Consider the following 15,772-nt stretch of genomic DNA (forward strand, 5'->3'; position numbering starts at 1 on the left):
GGACATGGTGCTTCGACGAGGGCTACCAAGTCCAAGAGTTGCAGGAAGGGGACCAGGTTACCATCCGGATTCTGGACTGTCTTTTGCCCGGGAGGGTTGCTTTCGTGCAAGGTGAGCAGTGCCGGCTGTCATATAGGGACTACGAAACGTGGTCCAAAATTGAAATCGCTTTGTGCCGCGACTTCTGGTACTCGGGAGTACTGGAGCTCGAGATTTCAAACATTGTAGGTTGAGGTGGCAATCCTTACGGGTCCTTTTGCTGGCGAGTACCAGGTGTATTCGCCAGTTGGGGATCCGCTCTGAAAGGGGGTGAGCAGATGCGGTACGCTCAGATGCGACACAATCCACAGAATGATCGCTGGACTGTTAGAACTGGCGAAAGAGAGTACGGGTTACATTGCGGCGAGACATTTGATCTGGTAGTCGAAGGACAGCCATATCCATGTCGTCTGGAAATGGCCGAGACATGGTACGTCATTCTCGGAAACGTCGGATTGGCGCTTCGCCCAAGAGAGGTCTACCAGGTCCGTATGTAATCCGGTCGGACAAAATGAGAACATATGTCCGGGGAATCCGGACCGATGATTTTGAGGAATCGGGCACCGCTGTTTTTGGGGAAAGTAGCAGCGCTGTTTTTGGGGAATTTCAAACCGTTCCGTGTCAACTCACGTAAAAATCTTACCGAAGAGAAATGGCTAACTCATTTAAAAATCTAACCCAATCCTTATCCCTTTGCAGGAGGAGTGGGAGGGGTGAATGGCCGGAGGCCAGAGGGGAGGAGCGAAGCGGCTTCCCCTGTGTGGTGCCTGTGGAGGTTGTGGGTAACTCGAAGAGTTATCCATCAAATCCACAGGCAGTTCTCTCCGTCTTCAGTGGGCCCCCTGAGTTCCGTTTGGTCGGCTTTCTTTGTCTTCACCCCACGGAGCTGGTGCGGGCAGGGGCGATGGGGTGACGTTGTCTCCCTCTGGACCTTGCGCCAAGAGCGTAACCAGCTGCCTATGTAGCTGAAGCGGGTTGAGGGACTCGGCCCATTGAGCCCAGTGTTGCTTACTGTCTTCCGGGACGACATTAGCCTCCATAGCCCGCTTCAAAGGCGTCTGGGCAATGTCGTACTTCTTCCGTACGTGACTGCCTTCACGTTTCTTTTCGACGACCTTACGCATTGGCAAGCACGCGTTAGCGTACACGTCGAGCCACGCGTAGACGGTGTTTAGCCACGCAACATGCTCAGGCGTGTCGTACCGGTCGTACCCGACGATTTCGCGTACCAGGAATCGATTCTTTTGCTCCACGTGAGCATTATCGTTCTTCTTGTAAGGCCGGCTTCTGGTAAACGCCAAGCTATTGGCTTTCGTAAAGCGAATCAGGTGGCCATTGATAAATTCACTACCATTGTCACTGTGGATGCCCCACACCGGGTACGGCCATTCAGCCAGTATACGTTCCAATGCAGCCTTTACCCCGGCATGGCCCCGGCCTAGCACAGCAAGACGTCGGCTGTATCCTGTCACTACATCGACGACCGAGAGTGTGTAGGCGAAGTGGCCCAGAGACGAGCCACCGTTATGCTCGACCAGGTCGATTTCCAGTGCACCAGGCCTGCCTTCGTCCCACTCATAGCGCTCCACCGGGATTTCTGAACGCAGATGCGCGGATGGTCGTTTATCAGCAGGAATGTGTTTCGCGCCGGGACGCGCCCATTTGGCGATTCGACGGGCTAGCGTGGCGCGGCTAATCTGCTTCAGGTCGCGCATAATCTCCGGTGTGAGCTTGAGCTCATCGTGGTTGGCCAACTGCACGGCAGTGTTCACCAGAACAGGGTGCAGACGTTCAGCGCAAGGATAGTCGAGCGCTTCCCAAACCACCTGAACCACGGGCATAGCCTCAAGATATTGAAGAGGGCGAGTGCGCTTTGCGGGCGGCCTGTCGTGTTCGGGTTTGGGTTTCATAGCGGCAATTGCATACTTGCGGACATAACCCAGGGTCTGCTCCAGTTCGTCTAGAATCTGCGATTTCTCTTGCCTGGTGCTAGCCCTGAGGTAGCGAACGCGCATTGTACTCAGATACTCTCGCCGACTTTGCATTGACATCCGCACAACGATCCCTTCGGTAAGGTTTCTGTGTGAGTGAGCCAATACCCTTTCGGTAAGATTTTAGCTGAGTGATCGCGCGTTCTTGACACATTTTCAATCGTACAATTACAATCAAGCTAGGACGTGTTCCAGGTATGCCCATTAAGTCCCATGAGTAAGCTTAAGTAATTAAGCATCATCGCGAATAAAGAGGTCTGCAGTACACATTGATGGGGGCAAGAGTGACAGTAGAACGCGTTATCATCATGGACAGAATGTGCACAGGTTGGTTATCAATAACACAAAAACCTGCTCCCTCGTATATAAGTTCAGTCCATGAGGCGCACACTATTAGAGGACACACGTTTCTGGACTTGCGCGTCCAGCACAACTGGAAGATCGAGTACTGGACATGTGCGAATGGAGCCAAATGCGTGGTTGGAATTGAAGATTTCACCTGTCATATCAAGGCTTTTCGGGATTTTACCCACTAGCGCACGTTTAAGGGGCATGTGGGATAACCGTACGGGTTCAAGTCCCGTCCTCGACACCATACAGTGGCGAAAAGCCAAGCAGGACAGGGAATCTCGCGAGTTTGACGGCGAGGTTCCTTTTTTCGTTTCGGGGGCAAAAATTGGCGCACACGTTATTGTGGAGTGTGTGGTGGTCCTGGTACATGGTGCAGGGGCCGGTGAAACCGAAATTTATTGATACAGCATGGGTTTCTCGTAATTTAGAGAGGGGTTCACCACCAGATGGTGGGGCCAAAATCTTTCTATATATCTGCTCGAGACGTGCGTGGTCACACGTTCTAAGTCGTATGCGTCTCGGCAAAGTGGCTGCGCACGTCTCGAAAACGGTACACGTGTATCGTTCGGATAGAAAAGTGGGGGATGGACGATTACGCTGCTTCCTGTGTATTAGGGCTTAACGGATCTTTTGTCGTTTCACACACGTTTAGGCAGGTGTTCGTGTGTGTTGAGTTTTTTTTTTGATCACTATGGTTGGTAAACGTGAGTGGACGATTAGTAAACGCGAGCCTCAGACGGACACTTTACCACGATACGAGAAGTTGAGACGTACATATAACCACTACGGCCGCGGCAGTTGCGTAGGGGGGCAGTGCACGGCTATAGCTGCTCTATCAGTGGCTGGGATTATAGTTCCACCTCACCTAGAAACATGAGGGTATCCAGTGCTAAGTAAGCGTCGAAGAAGTCTTTGGATTGACTCAGGTCCAGACCGGTAATCTCTTCAGCGCGTCTTAAGCGATACTTGATGGACCCAGCGGACATCGTCATAGCGCGAGACGTCTTTAACACATTTCCCTGGTGCTCGAAAAAGTAGTGCAGTGTGGTCAACAGCTCCGTCCCGTGTTCTTTGTCGTAAGCTAGCAGTTTACCCAAAATTTCATCCGCAAATTGGTGCAAATTCGCCGTATTTTCCCCATTCGACAGACGCGCTACAAACCCTAAATCATCAAACTGCACAATAGCCGGCGGATCTTTCTTCATGCCGGTGAACCGGAGAGCTTTCTTTGATTCCTCATGGCCTCGTCTGTAGTCCGCGAGGCCACCACACAAGGAACTTATACCCAATCTCACTCTAAGATTGGAAAACTCTCGAAACACGTTTTTTGTCAGCATTTGACCGAAGGCTGCAGCATCTATATGAAGCTTATCCAGCATATCAAGGGATACAAGGGCCACAAGATGGTTTAGTCTGCTTGAGACAAGCGTTGACTCGCCGAAGTTCCGGATCTGTGAAAACAAATTTCCCTCCAATTTTTTCCTTATGTCACTAAGGTGCTGATCCCAAGCCACAGGGTTGATAACGTCACCCGTCCGCGTCCGGCTGGCGGTCGATTTTTCGGGAGGTTGATCCATAGCAAAAACGAATACGTAATGCGGGCGAGTAAGATCGTATCCCATGCGCCTGATTCGGTAAGCCAAACTTTCTAGGTTTGCTCCGTCTGTAAGTAACTCATCTAACAGTTGCCCCTTTACTCTCTGCTCTGCCTCAATCACTGCGCGTTCGTTCAGGAGTTGGATGGCGCAACTCGTCGATGCGCGTTCCAGAGAAATGAGCTCCAGTTCCTCAAAGTCACCTTCCTCTTTGATCAGTGAGATGTACGCGACAACCTCATTATTGACGATGATCGGGGACATGAGGCGTTCGTGTCGCCAACCAAATTCCTCTGGGACGGAGACTCGCACGGTTCGCTTTTGTTCCACCAGCCGTACAGCCAGTGCCCGGTACGGACCTCCATGACGGAGCAACCTGGACAGCTCGTGCTCTCGGTATACCCCCGTCGACTCTACCAGGCGAAACTCCTTGTCTTCGATAATGACAGTGGTATGAAGATTCTTCCCCAGGATCGAAATGATCGATAACCAGCCCTCTTGCCTTAGGAGAATTTTGGAGAGTTCCTCGTTGATGGTAAGCGCACGCTCGAGCATTTCCTTTTGCTTCTCGATCCGCAGATACGCGCGATCGAGTTCTTGGGCGAGGTTTTCCTCCTCGTAGTAGCCAACTTCGCTTTGGATGTCGTCATCCCAATCTTCAATGGGCTTGGCAACCCACCTACAATGTGGATCTCCCTTTCCGACACACTCTACCTCTCTAAAGATAACCTTTCGTCCGATATGAGCACTGACATAGCCTCCTCCGAAACCAGACAGTGTGAAACAAACTGGTTCGTGGTGGATCCCGAAGTGTGTAATATGTTGCTCTGCTTCATAGGAGTGACGCCAGTATCCTTCGGCAGCGTACTCCTTCGTATCTGGATTGAACTTGAGGTTTGTAAGTTCCACTGCCACATTTCCCGTCATTTCGTGAATTGCAGGGCCAGCGTACATCCAGTCCATCTCGGAACCACTGGGTAGAAAGGACCGGAACGTCTTGGCAGCATTTTCTCCACAATTCCACCCGTAGCGGAGTAAAAATCCCTTGGCTCGGTCAATCCCGAGGGCAGCAATCAGGTCTCTGCGCAATGTCCCTAAGGAATCAGCGTCCATAAGCACAACTCGCTTATCGTTAAGGAAAATTTTACGGGACTGGGGGTCAAAGGAGATCAACTCTTCCAGTTGTGTGCTCTCAATCAACGGGATCACTTCCTGTCACGAGTACTTAACACTTCTCAGTTCACGACTGTTTGTTTAGATTAGTCAAAAATAAGATGAATATTAGCTATTGTGTCTAACGAAATGAGCAAAATATACTTAAGTTTTTGGCTATTCGTTATATATACAACTGTTACGATATTATTTTAAATATTGTGTAAGAGCAATCACTGAGTGTTCAGAGTTTAGCTTGGTAGACGCAAGTTGGGCTGCCACTGGTGACTCCACTAGCGGATATTGAGTCTGGTGCTCTCAGTGAAAGGACTTTTGTACTGACGGAGGGATATGCGTGTCACAGGAAAACCAGACTTTGCTAGCACCTTACGTACAAGTCGAGCAGAGAGTGGACCTTGTTCGTGACGTTTATGCCCGGGAGGAGGGATATATCGGAGGTTCGGAGCAGATCTCTCCGTGGGTGCCTTGGGGCGAAAACGTTTGGATTCGGCACCTCACTTTTGACGTCCGCAACAACTCTGCCGCAAATGTGCTTTGGGTAGGGTCGGGCGGCGTACTCGGCAAACACCGCCACAGAGGGCCTGTTTCAGGGTACGTGGTAGAGGGCAGTTGGCGATACCAAGAGTATGACTGGGTAGCAAATGTAGGGGATTTCATTCGGGAGAGCCCGGGTCGGGCTCATACGCTCGTATCGGACCAAGGAATGAAGACGGTCTTTTGGCTGAATGGTTCACTAGAGTTCTTGGACGACCGTGAACATATCACGGAAATCGTGGACGTGTTTTGGTTCATCGATCACTACATCAGCTATTGCCGAGAACATGGGATTCCCGTCAATGAACGACTTTTCCTGTAAGTGAATTGCTACGTGATCTCGCTACAAGGGAGGTATACAAGTGACTGGTTCAAAGGTGGCAAAACCATATGAGGTGTTCGCAAGCTATGTGGATTCGGAACGCATGCCCTGGTTCGAGTGGGTGCCTGGACATTGGCTGAAGTTGTGCAAGTTGAATCCAATTAGTGGCCAGATGGTGCTGTTTATCAAATCTCGCCCAGGTACCGCTCTTCCGGTGCACTTTCACTCTGGCACCGTCATTGTTTACACGGTGCAGGGTGAATGGACGTACGACGAGGGATGGGTTGCCAAACCCGGAGACGTCATTTACGAGCTGTCTGGGTCGACGCACTCCCCGCGGATGGTCGGTAAAGAGGACACGATTGTCTTCGCGATCATTGAAGGGAGCTTAGAATTTCGCGACGACGATGGGAACAAGTTGGACATGGACAACTGGCAAACGATGTTGAAGCGGTACCATGACTTTTGCAGCGCCAACGGAATCGAGCCTGTCGATATTACCCGGTTCGACTGACGCAGGGCTGCCGTGCAGCAGGCTTGATAAGGACGAACGGGGTGTGACAGACAGTATGAATCTTTTACGCGACAAGGTCTGTGTGATTACAGGAGGCGCGGGGAGCATCGGGCAGGAAACTTGCCGTTTGTTTCTTCAAGAGGGCGCTAAAGTGATGCTGATCGATGTGGACGACACAGCTCTGCGGCACTGCACACGGGAACTAGATACCAACACCGTGATATCGAGGAAGGCGGACGTCACTTCGGCAACGGACGTTCGCAAGTGCTTTGAGGAGGTTGAATCGAGATGGGGTAAGGTAGATGTCATCTTCAGCAACGCCGGTAATTCCGGCGTGATTGCACCTGTTACCGAGCTTGCTGACGATGAGTTTGATGCTGTGTACGCCGTTCACGTCAAGGGAGCGTTTTACGTTTGTAAGTATGGACTCCCGGTGATGAACGACGGCGGCAGTGTCATTATCACATCAAGTGTGGCAGGGCTGCGTGGGGATGCCGGTGCTGGAGCGTACGTGACTGCGAAACATGCACAAGTCGGACTCATGCGCTCAGTCGCCAAAGAAGTTGCACCGCGAAAAATCCGCGTCAACACGATTCACCCTGGGCCGGTTGCAAACGAATTTCAGTCTCAGATTGAAGCCAATTTGACACAGGTCATAGGGAGGGATGCCACACAGTTTTTTGACAGCCTCACACCGCTGGGACGACACGCGAGTCCGTCCGAAGTAGCGCGCTCTGTGTTGTATCTGGCGTCTGAGTTGAGCAACTTTACGACTGGCACCATGCTGGTGGTGGATGGAGGGATGAGCAGTTAGCTGAACTCAATCTTAAGCAGTCCAGACTTTTGTTAGTGACTTTAATAATTGTGTATCCATATGGGGGTGACCAAGGGTATGGAAAACGGAGAAACCAACCATAGATATCTGAATTGGTTGATGATACTGCTTTTTCTCACGTGGGGATTTGTCTTTCTTGACCGTATGACAGTTCTCTATCTAGGACCGTTCCTCGTCAAATCACTGCACATGAACCCCGGGCAAATTGGCCTGTTGGCCTCCGCACTCGCCGTCACATGGGCCATTTCGTCCTTCCTGTTCGGAAATGTGTCTGACCGGGTGGGGAGAAGACCGGTACTGTTGCCCGCGGTGTTCTTATTTTCGATACTGTCGTGGGTGTCTGGGTTGGTCCGGAGTTTCGGCCAGTTGTTCGTCGTGCGTGGGGTCATGGGGGTTACAGAAGGCCCAACCTGGTCGACGATCATGGCGACAATTGGCGCAGAGTCACCCAAAAAGAGCCGCGGGCGTAACACCGGCTTTGTGCAAAGCGCAAGCGGTCTAGTGGGGTTGGCTGCAGCCCCGATTCTGGCCACTCAGATTGCCGCACACTTCGGTTGGCAGACCGCGTTTTTTGTCGCAGGTATACCAGGAATCATCCTGGGGCTAATTCTCATTCGCTTCATGCGTGAGCCTCGCAGAGCGGCCTTGACGGCATCGCTCCAACCGGCTGTCAAGCAGAAGAAGGCACCGATCTCTGTTGTACTCAAACAACGCAACGTCTGGCTTTCTTGCTTATCTGCTATTGGTTTCATGATTTGGCTATTCGTTCTGAGTTCTTTTGCTCCTCTGTACCTTACCCAGGTGGCCCATGAGCGTGTCACTACGGCTGGTTTTGTACTTGGAGCGGGAGGCGTCGGGTCATTCCTTTGGGGCTTCGGCGTTCCATGGATTTCGGACCGAATTGGACGCAAGGCGGCATTGTTGCTGTTCGGCTTCGCGAGCGCTGTCGTGCCTATCGCCTGCCTGTACCTGGGGCACTCACCGTACCTCGCAGCTTTGCTTTTTCTGTTAACTTGGTGTGGTAACGGTTGTGCAGACCTGAACCTTGTTCTCATTCCGTCGGAGAGCGTGTCGCCCGCACTCGCTGCGACTGCAATTGGGTTGCCGACAATGGCCGGCGAGCTGTTTGGCGGTACGGCTGCCCCCGCAATTGCCGGAGCCGTAGCAAACCACGCTGGACTTGGCGCGGCGATGTGGATCGCGGCCGGAGGAGCCGCACTCATGGCAATCGCTGCCATACCGATGGTGGAAACTTCACCGCGCTTCCAGACCGACCAATCCAACGTGCCTGATACGGATGTAGAAATGGCATAAGTCGTGTGGTCCGCTCTTTGGGTGTTAATTCCGGGGCATGTCAGGATTGGCGACATGCCCCTTTCCTTAAGGCACCTCTTTGTACCGGGAATTAACTTTATTGGAGGGACACGATGCACACACATAGCCTGACGTGGAAGGTTATTGGGAAGACAGGTGAGGGAATCGACACATCAGGAGAAATTCTCGTGTCCGTAGCCCGCCGTTTAGGATACCATTCTAACACTTTTCGTACCTTCCCTGCCATTATCAAGAGAGGAAGTTCGGCCTTTGAGGTTCGAACCAGCACAACCCCTGTTGCATGTCGGGCAGACACGGTCGACCTCGCATTTGTGCTGTCAAGCGACGGCACCAGCAGTGACTGGGACCCGGGCGAGATTGCTGAGGACGGGCTAATACGACGAGGGGTGTCGTCCGGAAAGACAACAAAATGGATTTTTTCCGAGTTTCCGGTCACTGGGTTGGCTCAGGAAACGGGCTCTAGGCTCGCAAAGAACATGATCGTTCTCGGGGCTACTTGCTGGTTGACGGGTATCCCAATTGACGTTGTCGCAGATGAAGTTACGAAGCTCTTCTCCGCTAAGGGCCCAAAGGTGATGGAGACAAATCTCCGAGCGGTTGAGTTGGGATTTCAGCGCATATCGTCCTATGTTGACCTCGACAGACGGAGGGTAGCCATCCCGGCCAGACAAAACAGTGATGCCAATGCCACGAACACGATGTTGATGACGGGAAATGATGCTATATCACCGGGAGCCCTTGTCGGCGGGTGCAGGTTTTTCGCAGGTTACCCGATCACGCCTGCAACGCCAGTGCTCGAGTGGATGGCCAAACATCTTCCAAAATTCGGCGGGCATGTCGTGCAAACAGAGGACGAAATTGCGGCCCTTTGCATGGTGATAGGCGATAACTATGCTGGTATTCGTGGCATGACCGCAACGTCGGGACCGGGTATTTCACTAATGACTGAGTCATTTGGGCTAGCTGGAATGACCGAAACGCCCGTGGTTGTGGTTGATGTACAGCGTCCAGGTCCTTCAGCTGGCCAGCCCACAAAGCACGAGCAAGGGGACATTCACCACGTTGTGTACGCTGGACACGGCGACATCCCGGGAATTGTGATTACACCTGGAACAGTTCAAGACTGTTTTCACAACGGTTGGATGGCGTTTAACTTGGCGGACCGCTTCCAATGTCCGGTCTTCGTGTTGTACGACCAGGATCTCTCACTGCGCAAACAAACGATACCGCCCATCACGTTAGGTGACGTGTATATCGACCGCGGTGAAGTCCTAGGTGAGCTGCAAGTGAGTTCCCTCGGCGAATCCTATCATCGTTATCGAGATACGCCGTCTGGTATATCACCTCGAGCATGGCCCGGAGTAAGAGGTGGGATCCATGTTACGTCTGGCGACGAGCATCGGTTTGACGGGACGATCGACGTTTTGGATCGGTCAACTCGTGTCTGAATTCACGAAAAGAGAATGCGCAAGACAAAGGGCCTGTTTGATGTTTTCGATGGCTTAAGAGTCTATGGAGATGAAAATGCCGAGGTCGCGTTGATTGGCATCGGCTCCGTCACGGGGGCTGCAGTCGAGGCCCTGGATGCAATCCGTTCTTCCACGAGACGCTCGGTCAAGTTCATACAACTGCGGGCACTAAAGCCATTTCCCGTTGGCGCGTTTTGCGACACCATGGCCACTGTTGATCTCGGTATCGCAATTGATCAAAACATCAGTGGGCAACTACTGTCACTTATACGGGCCGAGACGGGGTTAGGCAATTTAACCGGAATTCAGAAATACGACGGTGAGCCTTATCGACCACGCGAGATCGTGGCACAGGTCGCTGAAGCCTTTCAAGAGAGCGGGGTGAGTGTCCGTGCCTGAAGTCAAAGACTTTACATCCGAAAAAGCGACTTGGTGTCCTGGGTGTGGCGACTTCGGGGTGTTGCGCGCGCTGCAGCTCGCCATGATCAATCTGGGTTTGGAGCCGCATAACGTAGTGTTGGTGTCCGGCATCGGTTGTTCGGGCAAGATCACCTCTTACTTCCGGTCCTACGGCTTTCACTCCATGCATGGACGAACCCTTCCAGTTGCAACCGGAATCAAGATTGCACCGCCAGATCTCACCCTGCTTGTCGCAGGTGGGGACGGAGACGGGTACGGAATCGGGTTAAACCACCTCATCCACGCCATCCGCCGGAATGTCAATCTGACTTATGTCGTGATGGATAACGGGGTGTACGGAAACACGAAGGGTCAAACGGCGCCGAACAGCGAGCGCGGATATATATCATCGTCGAGTCCGTACGGCGCAGTGGAGGATCCGATTCAAATTCTACCGCTCGCTGCTGGGGCGGGAATCGGGTTTTTGGCGCAGGGCATCTCAAGTGATGTGGCGCAGTTGACGGATTTGATTGTCAGGGGAATTCATTACGAGGGCTTCGCGCTCATTAATGTGATCAGCCCATGCGTCACGTACGACAAGGTGCACACCTACGAATGGTACAAGGCGAACACGTATCGATACGACGAAGAGGTAAAAGAATCACTGCCATGGCAGGCTTCGTGCGAGGGGAGTCCGCTTGGTATCCTCGTCAACAGGAACCGTGAGGACTACTCCAGACGGGTTCGTGCGTTTTCTGGCGACTTTGTTTTACCTGTCCATCAGGCAGATATCGAACACGCCTATCGCGGCTTGTTAGAACGCTACCAGGAGTAGCCATTAGCCTGCAACGACAGTGAGGTCGGTTGGAACCCGGCCAGAGGGCCGGTTATCGAACAGCCAGCGGGGGCATGTTCGGCTGCCCCCTTGGCAATAGCCCAAATTATTACACGCACGGCCGTGCGTAATGCACACGACCTGTTTTATCTTGCGTTAGTCATTCCACGTGTACGGACGAGCTGTGAATGATTTGCAATCCCGAACTTGCCATGTACCGTACCAGCGATATAAACGAGCGATGCGATACCAGTCGGAACACGCCAGGGAACGGGCTACTCACCTGCAGCATCGGTCTGAAACCCTCCGTTCGACTCCGCGTCTCGTCAATGTCTGCAGCTTCGTGATCACGTTCAGTGAGCATTGCCCGAAGGGCCCGTTCAACCTCCTGTTTACCACGGCAGATGCAAACTGCGGAGTGAACTATGCCGCACTCGCTGCGAGGAAATTTTATGGAAGATTACTATGAACCTGAATCCGTGACGAATGTATTCAAAAAACGTAGATATTCGTAGAATGATGGAGTAAAATGGAGAGATCCGGGGATATTCTGCATTCCCCGAACTTCACCTATGAGGTGATCTCTTGCGCTTCATCATTGAACAGTCTGACGAGACCATCACCACGCATTCCGGCCTGTCCCTGATTGGACTGTTGCTGGACAAAACGAATCTCGGATCACGTTTGAACCAAACTGTTGTGCCTGGTGTAGGCACGCCTGAGATATCGAATCGTGACATCGCCTACTCTTACCTTGGCTTGCTCTGCCAGGGAAAGAGCGACTTCGATCACATTGAGCCGTTTCGTGAGGATGAATTCTTTTCTGCTGCGTTGCAAATTGGCGCCGTTCCATCCAGCCCCACACTGCGTCAACGCCTTGATATGGCTGCCCCAAAATCCGATTGGGAGTCCATCATTCTAGAGGAATCAGCCATTCTCCTCCACGATTTCGGTGTGGCCGTCTCGCCGGTTTGTTTAGGGCAGGACAAGGAGCGTCCCTACGTTCCACTGGATATCGACGTCTCGCCATTTGACAATTCAGGGACCAAGAAACAGGGTGTGTCCAGAACCTATAAGGGACACGACGGATACGCCCCCATCTTTGCTTACCTTGGCCTTGAGGGTTACGGCGTGCATGTCAATCTTCGGGAAGGCAGTACGCATTGCCAGAAAGGCACTGCAGAGTTTCTGGCCGAAAGTATTCGTTATGCAAAGTGCGTCACCTCTCTGCCTCTTTTGGTTCGAATGGATGCCGGGAACGACAGCGTGGATAACCTGGTTGTCTGCCGCTCCGAAGACACGCATGCCGACTTCATCATCAAGCGGAACCTGCGGCGAGAGAGTGCACAAGTATGGTTACACACCGCCCAGAATCACGGCATATGTTGCGAATCTCGCCCAGGGAAGAAAGTCTATCGTGGTTCGATTATGTCCCCCATGAAGGGGCTCAGTAAGTCGGTTCGGATGGTTTTCGAGGTGATTGAACGTACCATCGACAAGGATGGCCAGATGTTGCTTGTGCCCGAGATTGAGGTCGACGTATATTTGACCTCACTGCCCGATGCGGCCTCAGTAGTGATTGACTTGTACCATGCTCATGGGACGATGGAGCAGTTCCACAGTGAAATCAAAACAGATCTCGATGTGGAGAGGCTTCCGTCCGGCAAATTCGCCACCAATGACCTCGTTCTTCACTTCGCGGTGCTTGCCTACAATCTTCTGCGCATTGTTGGGCAGGAAAGTCTGAAACGGGAGGACGCGCCCCTTAACAACAATACGGTGCAGCGCCGAAGAATTCGAACAGTGATCCAGAATCTTATAACGCTGGCCGCCAAGGTAACCACACATGCACGGCGTCAATACCTCAAATTGGGCCGCAGAAATCCCTGGTTCGCCGTGTTCCAGCGCTTGTACTTGGCGTTCGGTTAAGAGTTTAAAGCCATAGCTCAGAATACCCGCGTAAATCTCACACGGGGTCTATTTGGGTTCGCAGGAAGCGTAGGCACGTGGGTGTCATCTTGCCGTTCAGCAAAAACACCGAAAGTAATTCAATGGCCGAAGAAGTTCGATACAGACGTCACGGATTCAGGATGAACTACGACTTGGCCAAGCCTGCATCAACGCCACAGGACTTATGGCATCACCTGATACGCAAAGAATGTTTCCTATATTGGAACAACACGCCAATTCTTAGTGCAAACTGCAACTTCGAGGCACCGTTGATGTATGAGGATGAGATCACCATTACTTCTACCATCACGGAGATCCACGAAAAGTCATTTCGTATCGACCATACGGTGCACCGCGGCGACGTGGAGACGTGGAGACCGGTGTAGGCTACGAGTGGCGCGGCTGGGTTGTGAATGAGCAGGGGAAGCTCCGGGCGGTGCCAATTCCGGATGACTTGCGGAGGAGGATGGAAGGCGAGTAGGCGGAGCGAATCAGACGGACATGTTCACTACCGGACCGAACAGAGCGGATTGGGAGGGGAACGATGATAGCATTGTATGAAGAGAGCCTGTCGGGCGATGCTTGCACAACAGGGTGATGTAGATCCCGCTGTTTGGGCGGATGCGCTAACGCCCGCAGACGCTGTCGCGTTGACGGCCTTTTTGACCGGAAATAAGGAAAGATTCTCGAGAGGCGTCCCTGCGTGGCGCCATAGAAAGGGCGATTCATGTAATCGATACGAAGCACCGCGAGGCGCTCGTGGTTGGTGCAGGACCTGTTGGAATGGTAGCGGCTTTGGCACTCCGGCACGAAAGAGTACAGGTCGCGCTCCTGGAAGCAGAATCGCAGGATCGCATCCGTCCGGGCAGTCGGGCAATTTTCTTTCACAGCGCGACACTGAAGCTGCTAGAAGAAATTAAGCCTGGGCTGGGGTTTGCGTTTGCAGAAAAGGGCATCATTTGGCGGACCAAACGGACGCTCTATCGGGCAAGGAAGCATACGCCCGACATTATCCTGCACCTGCATCCGGAGAACTCTCCCATTTCACGAGTCTGCACCAGTCCGTGATCGAAGGCATCCTATACGATGGGTGTGTTGCGTCAGGCGTCGAATTTTTTTGGAGCAAACCAGTAGTGAATCTTACGACGTCACAGACCGGCGTCAGCATTGGAACTGAAGACGGGGACAAGTTCTCAGCGGAATATGTCATTGGCGCGGACGGCAGACGGTCGGCGGTGCGCAAGGAGATTGGCGCCGAACTGGTTGGGCCGCGATCGCATGACACGTTTGTCGTAGTAGACGTGACAGAGGACGAGGATCATCCGCTTCCCATTGAACGGATTTTCCATTACCAGCACCCTGCGATGGGTGGCCGAAACGTATTGTATGTTCCATTCAAGGGCGGCTGGCGGATCGATTTGCAGCTGTTCGAAGGCGATGACGAGGAATCCTATGGAACGGTGAAAGGAGTAAAGCAGTGGATTCCCAGGGTGATTGAGCCCAAATATGCCAACCGCATTACCTGGGTGTCCGCCTACCGTTTTCACCAGGCGGTATCTAGTACCTTTACAGACGGCAATCGCCGTGTGTTGTTGGCGGGCGAAGCCGCGCATTTGTTTGCGCCATTTGGTGCCCGTGGGTTCAACTCGGGCGTTCCGGATTCCGTGCTGGCTGCACGTGCCATTGCAAAAGCGCGACAGGCTGCCAGCCGGGAAGAAGCGGCGCAGTACGTATTGGCGGTGGCCGAGGAGCGGCACTTCGCGGCAGAGTACAACAGGGATTGTGCCGGGATCGCACTAGAACATCTCCAGGGGAGTTCGCCGTACATGAACGCCAAACGCGAGCTGGCAGCTTGTCTTTCTTCTATTAATCCGAGCCTCGGCAAATGGTTGGATGAGGGACCGTACGGTCCGAAAGTCAATCACGCGCGGATGAGTAGAAAATATTGATCGACTGGTACCAACGTGTCCGAAGGAGGTCCTAAGTACCTTATAAGCAGCGCGAATTCTGATTCGGGGGATAGAAGATATGTCCGTCCAACATGAGTCCCCATTATCATTCTCCCGACAGATTCCCGTGGCGAAAGCCGGCGATTTCTTCTTATCCGAGTCCCGTGTAAAGGAGACGTATCGTGACGTTCCCCTGCATGCATTTCGCACCAACGAATCATCCTCAATGTTTAGAGCCTCCCTCTTAGGCGCACACTACTAGAGGCACACACGTTTCTGGACTTGCGCGTGCATAAATATTGGAAGTACAAGGTCTGGACGTGTGTGGATAGAGCCAACAAGCGCGCTTCATGACAACGATTTTCCCATTCATATCAAGGCTTTTCGGGAATTAACCCACTAACGCACGTTTGAGGGGCGTGTGGGATAACCGTACGGGTTCAAGTCCCGTCCTCGACACCATACAATGTCGAAAAGCCAG

General features: G+C 52.7%; 12 protein-coding genes and 1 pseudogene. 11 read left to right on the plus strand and 2 right to left on the minus strand.

What is annotated here, in order from left to right; translation table 11 throughout:
• Positions 1-332 precede the first annotated feature (332 nt).
• The gene (locus tag JI721_RS10335) at positions 333-536 is read left to right on the plus strand and encodes a DUF5348 domain-containing protein (protein WP_274457797.1); all 204 of its coding nucleotides are present in this window, start codon (positions 333-335) and stop codon (positions 534-536) included.
• A 333-nt stretch (positions 537-869) separates the two neighbouring features.
• On the opposite strand, the gene JI721_RS10340 is transcribed toward JI721_RS10335, so the two are convergent.
• Positions 870-2,054 (minus strand): transposase, encoded by a 1,185-nt coding sequence (locus JI721_RS10340; protein ID WP_274454799.1) that lies wholly within the window; start codon positions 2,052-2,054, stop codon positions 870-872.
• Positions 2,055-3,229: 1,175 nt separating this feature from the next.
• Positions 3,230-5,176 carry a XylR N-terminal domain-containing protein gene (locus tag JI721_RS10345; RefSeq protein ID WP_274454800.1) on the minus strand — a complete coding sequence of 649 codons (1,947 nt, stop codon included), beginning with the start codon at positions 5,174-5,176 and terminating at the stop codon, positions 3,230-3,232.
• 307 nt (positions 5,177-5,483) lie between these two features.
• Here JI721_RS10345 and JI721_RS10350 point away from each other — a divergent pair, with 307 nt between their 5' ends.
• The 10 genes and pseudogenes from JI721_RS10350 (at position 5,484) to JI721_RS10395 (ending at position 15,291) form a co-directional block, all read left to right on the plus strand.
• On the plus strand, positions 5,484-6,005 hold the full coding sequence (locus JI721_RS10350; RefSeq protein WP_274454801.1) for a 2,4'-dihydroxyacetophenone dioxygenase family protein: 522 nt from the start codon (positions 5,484-5,486) through the stop codon (positions 6,003-6,005).
• 40 nt (positions 6,006-6,045) lie between these two features.
• The gene (locus tag JI721_RS10355) at positions 6,046-6,519 is read left to right on the plus strand and encodes a 2,4'-dihydroxyacetophenone dioxygenase family protein (protein ID WP_274454802.1); all 474 of its coding nucleotides are present in this window, start codon (positions 6,046-6,048) and stop codon (positions 6,517-6,519) included.
• A 55-nt stretch (positions 6,520-6,574) separates the two neighbouring features.
• The gene (locus JI721_RS10360; protein ID WP_274457799.1) at positions 6,575-7,333 is read left to right on the plus strand and encodes an SDR family NAD(P)-dependent oxidoreductase; all 759 of its coding nucleotides are present in this window, start codon (positions 6,575-6,577) and stop codon (positions 7,331-7,333) included.
• Between the two features lie 78 nt (positions 7,334-7,411).
• The gene (locus JI721_RS10365; protein ID WP_274454803.1) at positions 7,412-8,668 is read left to right on the plus strand and encodes an MFS transporter; all 1,257 of its coding nucleotides are present in this window, start codon (positions 7,412-7,414) and stop codon (positions 8,666-8,668) included.
• Between the two features lie 188 nt (positions 8,669-8,856).
• Positions 8,857-10,137 (plus strand): 2-oxoacid:acceptor oxidoreductase family protein, encoded by a 1,281-nt coding sequence (locus tag JI721_RS10370; RefSeq protein WP_274454804.1) that lies wholly within the window; start codon positions 8,857-8,859, stop codon positions 10,135-10,137.
• Between the two features lie 15 nt (positions 10,138-10,152).
• Entirely contained in the window at positions 10,153-10,557 is a 405-nt protein-coding gene (locus JI721_RS10375) for a hypothetical protein (RefSeq protein WP_274454805.1), read from the plus strand.
• Positions 10,550-11,392, plus strand: coding sequence for a thiamine pyrophosphate-dependent enzyme (locus tag JI721_RS10380; RefSeq protein WP_307016781.1), 843 nt, complete (start codon positions 10,550-10,552; stop codon positions 11,390-11,392). The genes JI721_RS10375 and JI721_RS10380 overlap by 8 nt, the downstream gene beginning before the upstream one ends.
• A 585-nt stretch (positions 11,393-11,977) precedes the next feature.
• Positions 11,978-13,321, plus strand: coding sequence for an IS1380 family transposase (locus JI721_RS10385; protein ID WP_274454807.1), 1,344 nt, complete (start codon positions 11,978-11,980; stop codon positions 13,319-13,321).
• 293 nt (positions 13,322-13,614) lie between these two features.
• Positions 13,615-13,728 carry a hypothetical protein gene (locus JI721_RS10390; protein ID WP_274454808.1) on the plus strand — a complete coding sequence of 38 codons (114 nt, stop codon included), beginning with the start codon at positions 13,615-13,617 and terminating at the stop codon, positions 13,726-13,728.
• 397 nt (positions 13,729-14,125) lie between these two features.
• A pseudogene (locus JI721_RS10395) lies at positions 14,126-15,291 on the plus strand (FAD-dependent monooxygenase).
• The last annotated feature ends 481 nt before the right edge of the window (positions 15,292-15,772 follow it).

Source organism: Alicyclobacillus cycloheptanicus, from assembly GCF_028751525.1.
In the GTDB taxonomy this organism is placed as follows: Bacteria; Bacillota; Bacilli; order Alicyclobacillales; family Alicyclobacillaceae; genus Alicyclobacillus_L; species Alicyclobacillus_L cycloheptanicus.